This is a genomic window from Nocardia sp. CY41 (assembly GCF_009829325.1).
Taxonomy (GTDB): Bacteria; Actinomycetota; Actinomycetes; order Mycobacteriales; family Mycobacteriaceae; genus Nocardia.
The window spans coordinates 162,350-179,643 of sequence record NZ_VUOS01000002.1; the positions used below are offsets into that span (position 1 = coordinate 162,350).

Here is a 17,294-nt window from a genome sequence, read left to right on the forward strand (position 1 = left end):
CCGCGGTGATCCATCCGAGCGCGCCGACCGTGGTCCGGCCGACGGAGTTCCAGTTCACGCCGCTCCCGTCGGCGGACGCGGGGCCGCGTGCGCCGCACCCGCCGGAGGTGGAGTTACCTCCGATGCGCCCCTTCCCGGACGCGCACTTGTACCCGGAGACCCAGGCGTACCTGGAGACCGCGGGATACTCGCAGGCGCCGGAGTACCCGGCCCCGCCGACGCAGGCGTACGCGCAGGGTTACGCCGCACCCGACCCCTTCGATTCCGCACAGGGGTACGCGGGACAACCAGCTGCCTTCGGGCAGGCGGATCCCGCTGCCACGCAGAAGTACGCGGAACCCACCCCGGTCCAGGCGTATTCCGACATGCCGCAGGCTTGGTCGGAAGCGCCGGGCTATGCCGAGCCGCATCCGGGAGTCGAGAACTACACGGAGGTCCCGCACTCTCCGGATCGACGGCTATCCGAATCGGTTCCACCGCAAGCCACCTCCGACTACCTTCCCGCGCCGGACTCGGCTCCCACTCAGTTCCTGACGCCGGCCGGACCGGGCGATCACGCCGCACGCACGGACTATCCGCCGCACGGCGACTACCCCGCGCGCACCGGTCATCCACTGGGCCGCGAGGAGCAGGAGTACGGCTACGACGATTACGGCGATTACGACGAGGGCGATTACGACGCGTCGCGTCCGGGTCGCTCGATCGCACTGCCCATCATGGTGGCCGTTTTCGCGATCGTCGCGCTGACCGTCGGTGGCGCGATCGCGTGGCAATCGTTCGGCTCCGGCGGCGTCGAGACGACATCCTCCTCCGCCGACCACGGCGAGGCGCCCGCCGCGACCGCACGGCCCAGCAGCCAAGCGCCGAGCCGCACCGCTGCTTCGCCGACCACGTCCACCTCGGCGAAGCAGACTCCCGTCACCTTGCCCCCGGGCGCGAAGCCGTGCGGCCAAGGCCAGGCCTCCTCCGGGACGTTCACCCAGTCGGCGACCGGCACCGCCGTGACGAGCTGCGCGTTCGCCGAAGAGGTGCGCCAGGCCTATGCCGCACTCGGTTCGGCGCAGAACGCCACCCGCGACGCACCGCGCACGGTCGTCGCGACGAGTCCGGTCACCGGCCGCAGCTACACCATGAATTGCCGGCCCGACGGGCCGCTCGTCACCTGCATCGGCGGCGAGAACGCGGTCGTGTACGTCTACTGACGAGTTCGGCGGCGCGGCTTCGTCGCCGGGGCGCCGGTCAGGGCACGGCCGGGCTCCCGCCCGGCGCCACCGGCAAGCCCGCCGCCTTCCACGCCCGGAACCCGCCGACGAGATCGGTCACCCGGCGCAGCCCGAGCCGCAGCCCGTCGGCGGCCGCGAGACTGGAGGCGTAGCCCTCGTTGCAGACGATCACCACCGGCGTGTCGGGCGTGATGCCCGGCAGCCGGTGTTCGCCGTTCGGATCCAGTCGCCACTCCAGGACGATCCGTTCGACCACGACCGCACCCGGTATCTCGCCCTCGGCGCTCCGGTTCGCGTGCGGCCGGATGTCCACGATCAGTCCTCCCTCGGACTGCACCGCGGCCGCCTGTTCCGGCGCCACCCGCTCCAGCTGCGCCCTGGCCTGCGCGACCATGTCCTCGGCGCCTGTACTCATCGTGCACTCACTCCGCTCGCCGATGTCCCTGCGAAGTCCGCCAGCGTACGGTATTCCCGGACCGGCCGCAGCGGGGGAGAGTAGGCGTGCACGGACGCGGCGGGCCACGGCTTGTCGTTGCGCAGCTGGTGCGCGCGATCCGGGCCGAATCCGACCGTGTCGCCTGCCCGTCGTTCCGCCTTCCGCACCGTCCCGCCGGGGTGCAGGTATTCCTCGCTGAGTTCGCCCACGGTCATCGTGAACGCGCCGGACGCGCCGCCGTGGTCGTGCGGTTCGGTGCCCTGCCCCGGCGCCCAGGACAGCAGCCACAGCTCGACGCCCATGGTCAGAGCCAGGCGCTTCCACCAGCGCTGCTCGGCGTCGAAGCGCACGATGTCCAGCAGCGGCGTCGCCAACTCGGCGGCCACCAGGCTGGTCAGCCGATGTAGTTGCGAAGCCGACCACAGCGCCCGCTCCGGGTGGATGGCGTCTCGAACCAGCGGCACATCGATGTCGGGATGGATATCGCTCGCGTGCTTGAAATTCACCGGAAGGGAAGTGGTCACCTGTGCTCCTGACGGTCGGTCGGATGAGCGCTCGCGGCTGCGCCGCGTGGATCCTCCTCCATCGGAAGCCGATTGCCACTGATCCCGATCAGCGCGAACAAAATTCGATCGTTCGCCGTCCAGGCGGACTCGCCTCACCCGAACGCGGGCAACGGTGGCGTCTCCGGGAAGACGACGGGCAACGACACCAGGGCGCGGTGGAACGGACCCGGTCGCCACATCAGCTCTTCCACCGGAACCGCGAGCTGTATCTCGGGTAGCGCGTCGAGCAACTGGTCGATGGCGTCCTGCGCGATCAGGTAAGCCATCGATCTGGCGGGGCAGGCGTGCGGTCCGGCTCCCCACGCGAGGTGCGCGCGGTTGTCGGTGTGCTCGCCGGTGTTGATCGCCGGGTCGTGATTGCACCCGGCCATGCTGATGACGACCGGCTGGTGCGCGGGCAACCACACGTCGTCGATCAGGATGGGTTGCTTGGGGTAGCTGAAGCAGTAGTTGGCTCCGGGCGGGTCGTCGAACAGCACCTCGTCGAGCGCGTCGCGGGTGGACAGGCTGCCGCCGAAGATCCCGCCCGCGTACCGGCGGTCGGTGAGCATCAAGCGCAAGGTGTTGGCGATCAGGTTCTGCTGTGGTTCGATTCCCGCCCCGTACAGGGTGACCAGCTGGTGGATCATCTCTTGGTCGTCGAGGGCGGCGGGGTGCCGCAGCAGTCGCGACGTGATGTCGTCACCCGGATTCCGTCGCTTCCGCTGCACCAGGTCGAACAACGCGTCGGCGAGCATCGCGTTGCCCTTGTCGGCGTTGACGCCCTCGAAGATGGCGGCCATGCCCATCGCCACCTGCTGCCCGATCTCCGGTGGGCAGCCGAGCATCTCGTTGAGCACCGCGAACGTGAGCGGGAACGCGTACTGGCTGATCAGATCCGCCGCGCCGTCCTGGCAGAAGGCGTTGATCAGCGGGCCCGCCACCTGCTCGGTCGTCGTGTGCAACGCGTGCAGGTCGACCTCGCCGATGCTCGCGACGTTCACCTTGCGATAGCGCTCGTGCTCGAAACCGGTGCTGCGCAGGGCGTTCGGCCGCCACTCCATCATCGGCAGGATCGGGCAGTCGGCGGGGATGCCCTGCTGCCAGGTCCGCGGGTCCGCGGGGAAATGCACGGGGTCGTTGAGGATGCGCAAGGCCGCGTAATAGCCGATCACCAAGGTTGCGGGCACATTCGGCGCCAGGTCGACCGGTACGAGCGAACCGTACCGGCGGCGCATCTCCCTGTAGGCGCGATGCGGGTCGGCGGCGAATTCTTCCGTGTACAACGCCACCCGGGGTCCGTCGGCGTCGAGCGGTGAACCATGGTGGACGGGGCAGCCTTTCGGGCTGTCAGAAGTGGTTTGTGGGGACTGTGGCGTGGACAAAGGGCATGACTCCAGAAGGAAGGCTCTTCGCCGACGCGTGCGGGCAAATGGGTCGGCTACGCGCCGGTCAGGTGCATGTTTCGCGATGTGCTACGGGATCGTAAGCAGTCGGAACCCGGTGGCGGGTGCGTTTGAGCCGCAGTGGCACAGAGCGATTCACCCGAGTGCCGCCCCGTACCGTTCGGCCAGCGCGCGCACGCGATCGGCGGGCCAGGGGCAGCGGATATCGCCTCGTGTAGCGGCGAAGAAGAGTTCCAGCTGGACGTGCCAGGCGGCCAGCAGCTCCGGCCGTAGCCGAGCCAGTTCCTCCGGCAGGGTCTGGGTGAGTTCCACCCGGACGCCCAGGTCGGGATCTGCTTCGAAGGTCCAGCGCACGGTGCCCGCGACGGCGCCGTCGTGCCGCCACTCGTACGCCAACGTTCGAGGCGGCTCGACGTCGACGAGCTCACCCGCCTCGACATGCTGGTTGGTCGACCGGACGGGTGGCCGGGCGCCCACGGACGGAGTCTCGTCCTCGACGAGCGAAGACCACACCGAATCCACCGGCTGCCACACCAGGTCACGCGCGAATCGCACCACGTAGCCACCGCCGACCTGCTCGCAATCGCCCGTATCGAGCCCGAACTCCTCGATATAGCGCTCGATATCGGCGAGCCACGTCGTGTCCGGCTCGGTGTGGCTGTCGCCGAGCAGGTCCGTGAGCGCCGTCAGGCAGCGGTCCCACCCGACCGCCGACCTGGCGGCGCCGAGCCGTCCGAGCGGACCGCCGCCGAGGACGTGGGTGAAGACCAACAGCGTCCCCTCCCCGTCGGGCACGAGTTCGAATCGCAGCATGTCCTCGTTCCACCGGAACATGTAGACCTTGGGCGGGTCGAATTCGAGTACCTCGCCGCGAGAGGTGCTTTCGGTCGTCTCGGGTGCGTCGGCGAAGGTGAAGCGCATCGCCGCGCCGGGCCGCGGTTCGGTCGTCACCGCGGCCGGGAACCAGGCGGCCATCTCTGCCGGGTCGCTGATCGCGCGCCACACCTTCTCCGGGGGATGCGCCAGCCTGCGTTCGAACCGCAGGGTTGGGGCGCCGTCGATGGTGCGCAGTTGTGCTCGGGGATCGCTCATGATTGTCCTTTCTCGTCGGGCATGGCGTCGAGATGACGTTCCAGGGCGTCGAGGCTCGTGTCCCACATCCGCCGATACGGCGCGAGCCAGGCCTCGATCTCGGCCAGGGGTTCCGGTCGCAACCGGTACCAGCGCCGCTGCGCGTCGTGGCGCACGTCGACCAGACCCGCGCCGCGCAGGACTTTCAGGTGCTTGGACACCGTCGGCTGGGCCAACCGCAGCTGCGTGACCAGGTCGCCGACCAGCCGCTCCCGCTCGCGCAGCAGGTCCAGGATCTCCCGGCGGCGTGGCTCGGCCAGCGCCTCGAACGTAGATGCCATATCGGCAATATAGCTCACATGGAATATAAAGGCACCCAGGGCCACGATCGCAGTGCCGGCTCCACGGTGCGGCGCAGGTGCGACGGTTTAGCCCCCGCGGTCGCCTGAACCGCGATCCCGTCTGGCGCCGGGCGTCTCCGTCCTCCGGTCGAAGCGACTTAGGGCGTGCGTCCCGAATGCTCGCGGTCGAAGCGGAGGGGAAGCGCCGTGAAGTCCGCCAGACGTGTGCACCGGCGGCCGGACCGTGGCGGCGGGCTGCGGAGAACCCAACCAGTCCTGCGGTGATACTTCAATGCTATTGAGCGCTACCGATGTCCGGCGCGCTGTCCGGCACGGGCTGTGGCGGTCAGGTGTTTTCGGTGAACTGGGGCGTAATCGAAACATCTAGTACGTTCTCCGGGATAACGAGAAGCAGTTCTCGGGTGAGGCCGGCCACCAGCGCCGGTTCCGATCCCGGCCGCTCGGCGACATCGGGCGGGTAGGTGGAGGTGTCCATGCTTGTTGACCGCGCCGTCGTCACTTGGCGGGGAGACAAGAGTCAGCCGACCCGAGGCCGCGCCCCAGTCGCCGCGGCGGGCGGTCGGCGATTCCGCAGAATTCGAAACGTCCTCGGCTGTGCGGCGCTCGCCGTATCGCTGGTGGCCGGGTGCGCGACCGACCGCAGCGAGGACTCGGCATCGAGCGAACCGAGCATCACCGAGGCCGCGGCGCGCACCGACCAGAAGGGCCTGTCCCTCATCGTGCCGGGCACCTTGGCCGCGAGCTACGCCGAGCTCGCAGCGGGCGTGCGGGGCAAGCTCGGCATGGCCATCATGCCGATCGGCGGCGAGCAGGCGATCACCTTCGGTGAATGGACCAGCGGTCCGGCCTGGTCGACGATGAAGGTGCCGCTCACGATCGCCGCGCTGCGGCGCAGTCCGAGCAGCTCGAGTTACGCCGCGTCGGCGGCGATCACCCAGTCCGACAACGCCGCCGCCGACGTGCTCTGGCAGTCGCTGGGCACGCCGCAGGAGGCAGCGCAGGCCGTCCAGGCGGTCCTGCGCGAAGGCGGGGACACCAGGACCGTCGTGCCCGCCACGCGTACCCGTTCCGAGCACTCGGCCTTCGGGCAGGCGGAGTGGTCGCTGGCCGATCAGGTGCGGTTCGCCTCGCGGTTGCCCTGCCTGCCGCAGACCGATCGCGTGACCTCGTTGATGGAACAGGTCATCGCCAGCCAGCGCTGGGGTCTCGGCGAGTTCGGCGGCGCCGAATTCAAGGGCGGCTGGGGCCCCGACGTCTCGGGCAACTACCTGGTGCGGCAGTTCGGGGTCATCAACGTCCCCTCGGGACAGATCGCGATCGCGATCGCCGTGCAGCCGGAGTCGGGATCGTTCAGCGACGGCATGGGTGTCCTGGACAAACTCGCCACGGTCGTCTCCCAGCATCTCGACGAACTGTCCGGGGGACGCTGCCCGGCCGCATGAGGTCATTTGTCCAGGTGGGTGTTACACGCCGTTCACGGGGGCGGGGCTGCCGAGATCGGACATGAAGGGCAAGATAGCGGCCATGCGCATCGGAGTTCTGACCGGAGGCGGAGACTGCCCAGGACTGAACGCGGTCATCCGCGCCGTCGTTCGCACCGCGAACGGCCGTTACGGAGACGCGATCGTCGGCTTCGAGGACGGCTGGCGCGGCCTATTGGAGGACCGGAAGATCCAGATCCGCAACGACGACCGCACCGACCGCATCCTCACCAAGGGCGGCACCATCCTCGGTACCGCCCGTACCAACCCGGACGTGCTGCGCGCAGGCCTGGGCCGGATCAAGCAGACCCTGGACGACAACGGCATCGAAGCGCTGATCCCGATCGGCGGCGAGGGCACCCTCACCGCCGCGAGCTGGCTGTCCGACGAGGGCGTGCCGGTGGTCGGCGTCCCGAAGACCATCGACAACGACATCGATTGCACCGACGTCACTTTCGGCCACGACACGGCGCTGAGCATCGCCACCGAGGCGATCGACCGGCTGCACACCACCGCCGAGTCGCACCAGCGCGTCATGCTCATCGAGGTGATGGGCCGCCACGCGGGCTGGATCGCGATCAGCGCCGGCATGGCGGCGGGCGCGCACCTGACCCTGGTGCCGGAGGTCCCGTTCGAGGTGGACGAGGTGTGCGCCATGATCAAGCGGCGCTTCCAGCGCGGTGACAAGCACTTCATCTGCGTCGTCGCCGAGGGCTCGCACCCGGCGCCGGACTCCGGGTTCACCTTGCGCGAAGGCGGTATCGACGAGTTCGGCCACGAGCGGTTCACCGGCGTCGCGCAGCAGCTCGGCGTGGAGATCGAGCGGCGCATCGGCAAGGAGGTCCGCACCACGGTGCTCGGCCACGTGCAGCGCGGCGGTAGCCCCACCCCCTACGACCGGGTGCTGGCCACTCGCTTCGGCCTGCACGCCGCCGAGGCGGTGCACGCGGGGAAGTTCGGCCAGATGGTCGCCCTGCACGGCACATCCATCGACCTGGTTCCGCTGTCGGAGGCCACCAAACAGCTCAAGCGTGTGCCGACGGAGCGCTACCGCGAGGCGGAGGCCTTCTTCGGGTGAGTTCGGTGCCGGAGCGCCCGAATCGGGACGAGCGCGACGCATCGGATGCCTTCATGGCGTCGTGGTCGAGACCGTCAGCCGTCACCGGCGAGGGTCGGCCGGTGGCCGGACCGCGCTCGTTGTCGGCGGAGCCGCCGATGAGGACTGCCGAGCTGAAGCGACGGCTCGCTCGCTGAGCAGGTATCGGCACCGCCGCCGAGGAACGCGCACAGGTCGACGCGCTTTTCGGCGCAGACCGGATCGATGACACGTGAACGGAGGCGCACCGGCGACCGAAACCGCTTCGGTTCGTCCGTATCGGCGCGGCGGCTACCCTGGCCGGTATGGCCGAGATCCACGTGAACGATCTGCCGAAAGCCACCGTCGATGTATTGCACCGGCGGGCGCGCGCGGCGGGGCTGCCGTTGCCGGACTACATCGGGCGTGAGCTGATCGCGCTGGCGCGGCGGCGTACACCGGACGACACGGTCGTCGAATTCCTGGAATCCGAAGGACGCGACCTGGCACCGGATATCGATGACGACGCCGTGGCGCTCGTGCAGAGCTACGGCCTGCCCATCGATGCGCTCGGCGTCCTCGGCCGCCGCGCTCGTTCCGCGGGGCTTCCGCTGGGGCAGTATGTGCGTCGCGAGCTGAACCGAACCGCTCGGCAGACCACCGTCGAAGACGCCCTGCTGGAGTTCCGAGAGGTGCGGGAACAGAATCCCGGCCTGCAACTCGACATGGCGGAAATCGCCGCTGCGGTGCGGTACGCGCGCGGCGAATAGCGGGGGCCGGTGCGCGTGGTCGGTACTGTGAGTCGCATGCGCAGTGGGCGACTGATCGCGTTGGCTCTGTTCGTGATCACGGCGTTGGTGGCCGGATGTTCGGAGTCGAATCCGCCCGATCCGACCATCGGCGATTGGCACGGCGCCATCGAGGTCCCCGGTCAACCGGTGCAGGTGGGCGTGACGTTCCGCGACGACGGCACGGCCACCATCGACATCCCCGCGCAGGGGGTGACGGACACGCAACTGAAGGATGTCCGCTCCGACCGCAACGGCGTGTCGTTCGCGATCCCCGACATCCCGGGCGACCCGGTGTTCCGCGGCGAATACGAGTCCGGAAGCGACCGCATCACGGGCGATTTCATCCAGTCGGGCCAGAACTTCCGGCTGACGCTGAGCCGAGGCGAGGTCGAACGCCCCGCCCGTCCGCAGGAACCCGAGCCGCCGTTCCCGTACCAGACCGAGGACGTCACCTACCGCAACGGCGACGTCACCATCGCGGGCACGCTGACCGAGCCGCAGGGCGCGGGCCCGTTCCCCGCCATCCTCATGATCACCGGAAGCGGACCCCAGGACCGCGACGAGGATCTCATGGGGCACAAGCCGTTCCTGCTGCTGGCCGACACTTTCACCCGCGCGGGCTACGCCGTGCTGCGCACCGATGATCGTGGCGTCGGCGACACCGGCGGCAAGCTGGACGACGCGAACTACACGGACCTGGCCGAGGACGCCGCCGCGGGCGTCCGGTTCCTGCGCGCCCGCGCCGACATCGACCCGGCCCGGGTCGGACTCTTCGGTCACAGCGAGGGCGGCTACCTCGCGCCACTGGTCGCCGCGCGCCCGGACAGCGGCGTCGCGTTCGCCGTCCTGATGGCCGGACCCGGCGTTCCCGGCTCGGACGTGCTCATCGAGCAGACCCGCCTGCTCGCCGCCGCCAACGGCGCACCCCCCGACCGGATCGAGGCGCAGGTACGCGACACCACCGAACTGGCCGCCCTGCTGAAGGCGGGCGACCTGCCAGGCGCGAAAGAGCTGGCCGTCCGGCAGAACCAGTCCATGCCCGCCGACCAGCGCGTGCCGGACGACCAGGCGGCCGCGCAGATCACGCCGTATCTGGCGTCCCTGGTCGCCTACGATCCGGCGCCGGCTCTCTCGGCGCTGCGCGTTCCGGTGCTGGCGTTCTTCGGTGGCAAAGATCTCCAGGTGCCTCCGGCGCAGAGCGAGCAGCCGATGCGCGACCAGCTCGCCGCCGACCCCGACGCGACCGTCCACGTCTTCCCGGGTCTCAACCATCTGATGCAACCCACCGAGACCGGCCGTCCCAGCGAGTACAGCACCATCGAGACGACCATCGCGCCCGAGGTCCTCGACTACGTCACCGGGTGGCTGCGGGAGCGGGTCCCGGTGAAGTAGCGCCGCGCCGCGCGACGCGAGAGCCGCTGCGCTGCGACGGGAGCGTTTACCTAAACTGATGGCCATGAGCGCACCCACGGTCGACCTGATGGATTACTCGGATGTCATCGCCCGGTTCGAGCCGGTGCTCGGCATGGAGGTCCACGTCGAGCTGAACACCGCGACCAAGATGTTCTGCGGTTGCCCGACCGAGTTCGGCGCCGAGCCGAACACCCAGGTCTGCCCGGTGTGCCTCGGTCTGCCCGGTTCGCTTCCGGTGGTCAACCAGAAGGCCGTCGAGTCCGCGATCCGGATCGGCTTGGCGCTGAACTGCTCGATCACCCCGTGGGGCCGGTTCGCGCGCAAGAACTACTTCTACCCCGATCAGCCGAAGAACTACCAGATCAGCCAGTACGACGAGCCGATCGCCACGAACGGGCACCTGGACGTGGTGCTCGACGACGGCAGCACCTTCCGCGTCGACATCGAGCGCGCGCACATGGAAGAGGACACCGGCAAGTCGGTGCACATCGGCGGCGCGACCGGCCGCATCCACGGCGCCAGCCACTCGCTGCTGGACTACAACCGGGCGGGTGTGCCGCTGATCGAGATCGTCACCAAGCCGATCACCGGCGCGGGGGAGCGGGCGCCGGAGGTGGCGCGGGCCTACGTGACGGCGCTGCGGGATCTGCTGAAGTCGCTCGGGGTCTCGGACGTGAAGATGGAGCAGGGCTCGCTGCGTTGTGACGCGAACGTCTCGCTGATGCCCATCGGCGCAACGGAGTTCGGCACCCGCACGGAGACCAAGAACGTCAACTCGCTGCGCAGCGTCGAGGTCGCGGTGCGCTTCGAGATGCGCAGGCAGGCCGCGGTGCTCGCGGGCGGCGGCACGATCGTGCAGGAGACCAGGCACTTCCACGAGACCGACGGCACCACCTCGCCCGGCCGCCGCAAGGAGACCGCCGAGGACTACCGCTACTTCCCCGAGCCGGATCTCGAGCCCGTCGCGCCCGACGCGGACTGGGTGGAGCAGCTGCGCGCCACCATCCCCGAGTACCCGTGGCTGCGCCGCGCGCGGATCCAGTCCGACTGGGGCCTGTCCGACGAGGTGATGCGCGACCTGGTCAACGCGGGTGCGCTGGACCTGATCATCGCCACCGTCGACGCGGGCGCCCCGGCCAACGAGGCGCGCTCCTGGTGGGTCGCCTACCTCACCGAGAAGGCCAAGGAGCGCGAGGTCGCGCTGGACGAGCTGCCGATCACCCCGGCCCAGGTCGCCGAGGTGATCAAGCTGGTCGACGCGAAGACGATCAACAACAAGGTGGCCAAGCAGGTCGTCGACCACGTGCTGGACGGTGCGGGCGATCCGGCGCAGATCGTCGAGGCCAAGGGGCTCGGCATGGTCAGCGACGACAGCGCCCTGCAGGCGGAGGTGGAGAAGGCGCTGGCCGCCAACCCCGACATCGCCGACAAGATCCGTTCCGGCAAGGTGCAGGCCGCGGGCAAGATCGTCGGTGACGTCATGAAGGCGACCCGCGGCCAGGCCGACGCGGCCCGCGTCCGGGAACTCGTCCTCGCCGCCTGCGGCTGAGCCGTTACCGAGGAGGGTCGATCGCGACCGAGTCGTAGGACGTGTCCGGGGTCGGCGGCGTGGTGTAGCGGGCGTTGGGGAGATAGAGACGGTCGCCGAACATCGCGACGGTCGTCGGCACGTCGAAGCGCAGGTCGGTGACGCGCCGTTCGACGGTGCCCGTCGTGCCCGCGGGATCGAGCGAGACCACGGCGATCGCGTTGGACCGGTTCTGGACGACGAACAGTGTGCCGCCGCGCAAGAGCAGCCCGTCGCCGTTGGGCAGCGTCTCGCCGCCCAGATCGACCTGTCGCGTCACGCCCGTCGCCGGATCGACACGGAACAACCGGCCGGTCACCGACTGTATGACGATCAACCCGGCGCCGTCGGGCGTGCGCACGATCCCGTTGGCGTTGATCGCTCCGGGTTCGTAGCGGATGTCGCCGGTCAGTGGTCGCCGCACCACCGCGGGAGGCGGCGGCAGCACCCCGTCGTCGCCGATGGGCAGGTGGTAGAGCACCGGCGCTCGCGAGTCGGTGAACCACGCGCCCGTCGGGGTGAGCGCCACGTCGTTGACGAACGTGTCCGGCGGCGTACCGAGCCGGTAGCTCGCCAGCACCGCGCCCGTGTCCGCGTCCACGACGCGGGCGTCGCCTTCGGTGCCACCGGCGACGAACAGCCTGCCGCGGTGGTCGATCCGGAGGCCGAGCGCCGGCGTGCCGGGCCCGGGGCTCAGGATGCCGCCTCGTCCGGTCATCAGGTCGGCGCGGTAGATGGAGCCGTCGGCCCGCGAGCCGAAATAGGCCACCGGTCCCGATCCGATCGCGATGCCCTCCGGCTGGAATCCGGCGGGCAGGTCGATCGTGGTGCGCGGGTCGGGACGGTGTGCCGTCGTCCGCTCCGTGAATACCAAGGCCGCAGCGCCGAGACAGGCCAGCGCGGCCGAGAGCACGAGGACTCGCTTCATTTGGTCGTTTCCTTCGCCGTCACGATCGCCGGGGCCACCGGCGGGAGTGTCCGATGCCTGTCGACGCGCGCGGAAGCCATCAGCGGCCGATGCCCGCCCTCAGTAACCGACAGTGAAATGCCTGCTCCTGCCCGGGCTTTCGAGTTCGTCGAGGACGGCGACGGCGAGATCCTCGGCCGAGATCCGGGAGGAGCCGTCGGCGCTGATGATCAGTGTGGCGGCGCCGCGCCGATATTTCCCGGTCCGCCGGCCGGGCTCGAGCAGGGCGGGCGGGCTGAGATAGACCGAGTCGGCCGGATGTGTCCGGCAGGTCTCCCACTGCGCGACGCTTGCGGCGGCGATGGGGCGAATCGCCGCCGGGACGTATTCCGGATTGTCGAGGACGAGTCGATCGGAGTGCTCCGAAGCCCGCAGAGGCGCGGCGCCGCCGACGACGAGGACGCGTGACCGAGTGGTCCGGGCCGCGTTCAGCAGGGCCGCCGTCGTCGCCGTGACGGTGTGTTCCTGCCCTGGGGCCGGACGGGTCGCCGCCACGATCGCGTCGACGCCGTCGAACACTGCGCTCATCCGGTCGGCGTCGTTCGCGTCGCCCTCGACGGCGGAGACACCGGGCGGCAAGGATGTCGGCGGCTGTCTCCGGAAGACGGCGACGATCTCGTGGCCGCGGCTCACGGCTTCGGCGATGACGCGCGAGCCGACCATGCCGTTGGCTCCGACGACGGCGATCTTCACTTCAGTATCCCTTCAGGGGTCGACACGACGGTGGACGATCGGGTGGGCGCGGGAAGCTGCCCCGCGACGATGGCGGCGAGCGCGAGCGCGAAGCCTGCCAACTGCACCGGGCCGAGGGTCTGGCCCAGCAGGACGGCGCCGAGGACGGCGGCTACCAGCGGCGACAGCAGCACGAGCACCGCGACCGAGGTGACAGGCAAAGCGCCGATGCCGCGGAACCAGACGACGTAGGCGAGCAGACCGCCGATCAGACCGAGCCACAGATAGCCCCAGGCAGCGGGCGCGTCGATCGCGGGCGGGGAGCCTTCGATCAGGAACGTGAGGGGCAGCAGGAACAGTCCGCCCGCGGTGAGCTGCCAGCCGGCGAACGCGGTGGGACCGACCCCAGCGGGTCGTCCCCACTTCTTCGTGAGCGTCAGGCCCAGCGCCATCGAAGCCGCGGCGGCGATGCCCGCCGCGACTCCGGCGAAGTCGAGGGCCGCGTCCGGCCCGATGACCACCAAGCCGACACCCAGGACGCCTGTCGCACCCCACGCGAGTCGCCAGGCGGAGGGGCTCTCCCGCAGGACGGCCACGGCCAGGACAGCCACGACGAGCGGCTGGGCAGCCGCCAAGGTCGCGGCCACGCCACCCGGCAGACGTTCGGCGGCCAGGAAAAGCAGGGGGAACAACAGCCCGATGTTGAGCACGCCGAGCACCGCGGCTTTGCCCCACCAGGCTCCGCGCGGCAGCGTCCACGTGATCGCCAGCGCGATCAACCCCGCGGGCAACGCCCGCAGAAGTCCCGCGAACAGTGGGTGTCCCGGTGGGAGGAGTTCGGTGGTGACGACATAGGTCGTCCCCCACGACACGGGCGCGAGCGCCGTCACGACGGTGCGGGACAGATTTCCGAGCGGCGCGTCTCCGCCGGAAATTGTCTGTGCTGCTGGACTTTTCACAGGGAGAGTCTCGCCCGCCGACTATTGATGAGTCCAACACATGTTTGTCACCTCATCGATCTCGATTCACGATTGATGGATGGAGCTCCAACAGATGCGCTACGTCCTTGCCGTCGCCGAGACGAACAGCTTCACCCGGGCCGCCGAACGATGCCTGGTCGTGCAATCCGCGCTGAGCCACCAGATCGCCCGCTTGGAACGGGAACTGGGCGCGAGACTCTTCGAGCGCACCAGCCGCCGGGTACGCCTGACACCGGCGGGCGCCGCGTTCCTCCCGGCTGCCCGCCAGTGCCTGGACGCCGCCGAGCGCGCGGCCGCCGAAGTCGCCGCTGCGGTCGGTGAGGTGCGCGGACGGCTCGCCGTGGGGCTGATCCCCACCGTCGCCGCGGTCGACATCCCGGAGGCGCTGCGTGAGTTCCGCACGCGATATCCGCATGTGCGCATCAGCCTGCGGGTCGGCGCCAGCGAGGAACTCGTCGAACGCGTCGTGCAAGGCGCCCTCGACGTGGCCTTTCTCGGCTTGCCGGTCACCGCGCGACCACGCGGCGTCGCCGCCCACGAGCTCGCGCGCGACCGGCTCGTCGCCGTGGTCGCGCGGGACCACCCGCTCGCCGGTGCGCCGACGGTCGATCTGCGCATGCTGTCCGCAGAGGTCTTCGTGGACCTGCCGGCCGGAACGGCCGGACGCCTCCAATCCGACCAGGCCTTCGCGGCCGCCGGCCTCGACCGTGACGTCGCCTTCGAGGTGACCAGCGCGGACTACATCGCTCGGCTCGTCCGCCCTGGACTCGCCGTGGCCATGCTCCCCTCCGCCTACGCCCCGCAGCTCGAGGGCGTCGTCACCATCGAGGTCGCCGACGCCCCGGCCCGCGTCGAATACGTCATCTGGAGCCGCAGCCGCCCACCCGCGGCGACCGCCTTCCTCGACGTTCTGGGTATCCCGGCCCAGGATCGAGACGATTCCTGAAGCGTCCGCAGGCATTCCGGCCGATCAAAGGCGACGTATCCAGACCGCAGCGGCGCTGCCAAGCGACAAATGGCCTCTTGGCCCCTTGATCACCCCGACAAGGCGGAACCCCGGATCGCGCTGTCACCGCTACACGCGCCCCACCGGCTCGACCGCCGATTTCGAGCGAAGCGAGACCGAGCATGTGCCGCGAACACGCCGCGCCCGCCGGCCGAAAATACAGCCGAACTCAGTCCGGACCGCCGCCGCCTGCCTGCGGGGGCGGGATGCGCACGACGCGGTCGTCGAACGGTCCCGGCTGGCCGTCGGTCTTGTTCACCGTGGTCACCCAGATGGTGCCGTCGGCGCCGACCGCCGCGCCGCCGAGCTGTCCGTACCGGTCCTGCGCCACCAGGGACGGAGCCGCGGTGACGGCGTGCGTATTCGGGTCGGCGGCGGCGATGGCGACGGCCTTCGCGCGGGTCAGCGAGATCGCGACGCCGTCGGTCGCGGCGGCGCAGCCCGCGACGCCGGGCCGGTCCGGCCAGGTCCACATGGTGGTGACCACGCCATCGCCGCCGAGCCGCTGCAACCGGTCCTCGGCGGGTGTGCGGTCGGTGATCCAGATGCTGTCCTTGCCGTCCCGGCACACGTCCCCCGCGGTGCCGATGCCCGAGACGGCGATTTCCGGCGCGGGCGTGCGGCCGGGCACCGGTGAGTTCACCCGCAGCAGTTTGCCCGCGAGCGACCCCGCCGAGGCCGCAGCGCCGGGGTTGCCCGCGTCGCCGGTCAGCACCAGCATCTGATCCGGTGCGGCGAACTCGATGGCGCCGTGATTCCCGGTCGCCCCCTTCGGGATTCCGGTGAGGACGTCCTTGGGGGAGCCGCCTTCGGCGATGCGGACCACGCGGTTGTCGCTGCCGGTGGTGATGTAGGCGTACATCAACCCGTCTTCACGGTAGGTCGGCGAGAGCGCGATGTCGCTGAGGCCGCCGTCGCCGGAGCCGTCCACGTCCAGCCGGGCGATCTCGACCGGCGGCTGCTCCGGGACGACCTTCAGGATGCGTCCGGTCCGGCGCTCGGCGACCAGCGCGCCGTCGGCGAGCGTGACCAGGCCGCCGGTGGTGTCCAGGCAGGTGGCCACCACCGCCGGGTCGGGATCGATGCAGGGGCCGCTGGGCCGGGTGGTCGAGGTGGGCGGCTGGCTCGGTTTCTTCGGGTCGATGTTGGCTCCGCGCAGGGTCGGTTCCGGGGTGAACGGGCTGGACGCCGAATCGTCGAACCGGGCGCACCCGACCAGCAGGACGGAGCCGAGCGCCAAGCTCGCCGCGACGCGGCCCACGACAACCAAACTCATAGTCCAGACGTTACGGAAATAACGTCGCCCGCGCCCCCTCCGGGTGGGTGTTGCGCGCACCGAACACGCCGCGCCGTACTTGCCCGCCGTCGCGGGGTGCGGCATAGGGTATTGGCCGTGACCGACAAGCCGAAAGACACGCCGGATCCCAAGGCCGGGAACCCCGCTCCCTCCACGGCCGAGCAGTCGGCGGTTTCGACCACCGGTCGGGGCGTGACCAGCCCGTACGACTCGCCGACCGAGCAATTCGAGCGGGTGGACCCGGCCCAGCGGCCGCAGTTGTCCAAGGACGTCCCGCGCACCGACGACGAACTCGGACTCGATCCGGACGTGCCGACCACCGCCCACGGCAAGGTCGCGGGGGACAAGTCCGCGTCCACCTACGATTACGCCAGCATCCCGCCCGCTCCCAGCCCGCCGAGCGACAGCGCGCGCCTGCGCCGCCGCAACGGCGACTACCGGCGCGGCACGCTCGACCTCGGTTTGCTGCTGTTGCGCCTGGTGGTCGGCGCCACCTTCCTCTACCACGGCCTGCAGAAGCTCACCGGCTGGTTCCACGGTCCCGGCCTGGACGGCACCCGCGACATGATGGAACGCGGCGGCTGGGATCACCCGTCGGTGTCCGCCATCCTGGTCACCGCGGGCGAGGTCGGCGGCGGTGCGCTGCTGATCCTCGGGCTGGCCACCCCGCTGGCCGCGGGCGCGGTGCTCGCGGTGATCCTGGACGCCTGGGCCTGGAAGCAGGGCATGGCCCCCGGCTTCCAGTACAAGGCCGGACCGGGAGCGGTGGAACTGGAGAGCATCCTGGCCGGCGTCGCCGCGGTCATCATCTTGACAGGTCCGGGTCGCTTGTCCTTCGACCGCAATCGCGGTTGGGCGATCCGTCCGGCGGCCGGCTCGTTCGTGGTCCTTCTCCTCGCCATCGCGGCCGCGGTAGGAACCTACTGGTATCTGCACGGCGGCAACCCGCTCACCGGCATCGGGCCCTTCGACTGAGTTCCCGCACGCGGTGCGGGGAGCCGA

At 70.1% G+C, this 17,294-nt stretch carries 17 protein-coding genes; 7 read left to right on the forward strand and 10 right to left on the reverse strand.

Translation table 11 applies throughout. From position 1 onward, the window contains the following. Positions 1 to 1,239: 1,239 nt before the first annotated feature. The 6 genes from GVY64_RS03205 to GVY64_RS03230 all read right to left on the reverse strand — a co-directional run bounded on the left by GVY64_RS03205 (position 1,240) and on the right by GVY64_RS03230 (position 5,518). A complete protein-coding gene (locus GVY64_RS03205) occupies positions 1,240 to 1,638 on the reverse strand; it encodes a rhodanese-like domain-containing protein (RefSeq protein WP_159838549.1) in 399 nt (132 codons plus the stop codon). Next, entirely contained in the window at positions 1,635 to 2,183 is a 549-nt protein-coding gene (locus GVY64_RS03210; protein WP_159838551.1) for a cysteine dioxygenase, read from the reverse strand. The genes GVY64_RS03205 and GVY64_RS03210 overlap by 4 nt, the downstream gene beginning before the upstream one ends. Positions 2,184 to 2,317: 134 nt before the next feature. Beyond that, entirely contained in the window at positions 2,318 to 3,496 is a 1,179-nt protein-coding gene (locus GVY64_RS03215) for a cytochrome P450 (RefSeq protein ID WP_236566578.1), read from the reverse strand. Positions 3,497 to 3,745: 249 nt separating this feature from the next. Beyond that, positions 3,746 to 4,702, reverse strand: a complete 957-nt coding sequence (locus tag GVY64_RS03220) for an SRPBCC family protein (protein WP_159838555.1) — start codon at positions 4,700 to 4,702, stop codon at positions 3,746 to 3,748. Further along, a complete protein-coding gene (locus GVY64_RS03225; RefSeq protein WP_159838557.1) occupies positions 4,699 to 5,022 on the reverse strand; it encodes an ArsR/SmtB family transcription factor in 324 nt (107 codons plus the stop codon). Before GVY64_RS03225 ends, GVY64_RS03220 begins: the two co-directional genes overlap by 4 nt. A gap of 346 nt (positions 5,023 to 5,368) precedes the next feature. Continuing rightward, a complete protein-coding gene (locus GVY64_RS03230) occupies positions 5,369 to 5,518 on the reverse strand; it encodes a hypothetical protein (protein WP_159838559.1) in 150 nt (49 codons plus the stop codon). Between GVY64_RS03230 and GVY64_RS03235 the strand changes: the two genes are divergently transcribed. From GVY64_RS03235 to gatB, 5 genes are all read left to right on the forward strand, one after another. Continuing rightward, positions 5,517 to 6,485 carry a serine hydrolase gene (locus GVY64_RS03235; RefSeq protein ID WP_236566579.1) on the forward strand — a complete coding sequence of 323 codons (969 nt, stop codon included), beginning with the start codon at positions 5,517 to 5,519 and terminating at the stop codon, positions 6,483 to 6,485. The two genes, GVY64_RS03230 and GVY64_RS03235, sit on opposite strands and share 2 nt — an antisense overlap. Before the next feature lie 82 nt (positions 6,486 to 6,567). Then, positions 6,568 to 7,602 carry an ATP-dependent 6-phosphofructokinase gene (locus tag GVY64_RS03240; RefSeq protein ID WP_159838561.1) on the forward strand — a complete coding sequence of 345 codons (1,035 nt, stop codon included), beginning with the start codon at positions 6,568 to 6,570 and terminating at the stop codon, positions 7,600 to 7,602. 323 nt (positions 7,603 to 7,925) lie between these two features. After that, complete coding sequence (locus GVY64_RS03245; protein ID WP_159838562.1) at positions 7,926 to 8,369, forward strand: hypothetical protein; 444 nt, start codon at positions 7,926 to 7,928, stop codon at positions 8,367 to 8,369. Between the two features lie 36 nt (positions 8,370 to 8,405). Further along, a complete protein-coding gene (locus GVY64_RS03250; protein WP_159838564.1) occupies positions 8,406 to 9,782 on the forward strand; it encodes an alpha/beta hydrolase family protein in 1,377 nt (458 codons plus the stop codon). A 64-nt stretch (positions 9,783 to 9,846) separates the two neighbouring features. Further along, positions 9,847 to 11,352 carry an Asp-tRNA(Asn)/Glu-tRNA(Gln) amidotransferase subunit GatB gene (gatB, locus tag GVY64_RS03255; protein ID WP_159838566.1) on the forward strand — a complete coding sequence of 502 codons (1,506 nt, stop codon included), beginning with the start codon at positions 9,847 to 9,849 and terminating at the stop codon, positions 11,350 to 11,352. A 4-nt stretch (positions 11,353 to 11,356) separates the two neighbouring features. Here the strand turns inward: gatB and GVY64_RS03260 are convergent, their stop codons facing one another. The 3 genes from GVY64_RS03260 to GVY64_RS03270 form a co-directional block, all read right to left on the reverse strand. Next, entirely contained in the window at positions 11,357 to 12,298 is a 942-nt protein-coding gene (locus GVY64_RS03260; RefSeq protein ID WP_159838568.1) for an SMP-30/gluconolactonase/LRE family protein, read from the reverse strand. 99 nt (positions 12,299 to 12,397) lie between these two features. Continuing rightward, positions 12,398 to 13,030 (reverse strand): NAD(P)-dependent oxidoreductase, encoded by a 633-nt coding sequence (locus GVY64_RS03265; RefSeq protein ID WP_159838570.1) that lies wholly within the window; start codon positions 13,028 to 13,030, stop codon positions 12,398 to 12,400. After that, complete coding sequence (locus GVY64_RS03270) at positions 13,027 to 13,968, reverse strand: EamA family transporter (protein ID WP_236566580.1); 942 nt, start codon at positions 13,966 to 13,968, stop codon at positions 13,027 to 13,029. The genes GVY64_RS03265 and GVY64_RS03270 overlap by 4 nt, the downstream gene beginning before the upstream one ends. A 79-nt stretch (positions 13,969 to 14,047) precedes the next feature. On the opposite strand from GVY64_RS03270, the gene GVY64_RS03275 reads away from it, so the two are divergent. Next, the gene (locus tag GVY64_RS03275) at positions 14,048 to 14,935 is read left to right on the forward strand and encodes a LysR family transcriptional regulator (RefSeq protein WP_159838572.1); all 888 of its coding nucleotides are present in this window, start codon (positions 14,048 to 14,050) and stop codon (positions 14,933 to 14,935) included. Positions 14,936 to 15,164: 229 nt separating this feature from the next. Here GVY64_RS03275 and GVY64_RS03280 read toward each other — a convergent pair whose 3' ends face one another. Next, a complete protein-coding gene (locus GVY64_RS03280; RefSeq protein WP_159838574.1) occupies positions 15,165 to 16,271 on the reverse strand; it encodes a PQQ-dependent sugar dehydrogenase in 1,107 nt (368 codons plus the stop codon). Between the two features lie 117 nt (positions 16,272 to 16,388). Here GVY64_RS03280 and GVY64_RS03285 point away from each other — a divergent pair, with 117 nt between their 5' ends. Next, on the forward strand, positions 16,389 to 17,267 hold the full coding sequence (locus GVY64_RS03285) for a DoxX family protein (RefSeq protein ID WP_159838576.1): 879 nt from the start codon (positions 16,389 to 16,391) through the stop codon (positions 17,265 to 17,267). The last annotated feature ends 27 nt before the right edge of the window (positions 17,268 to 17,294 follow it).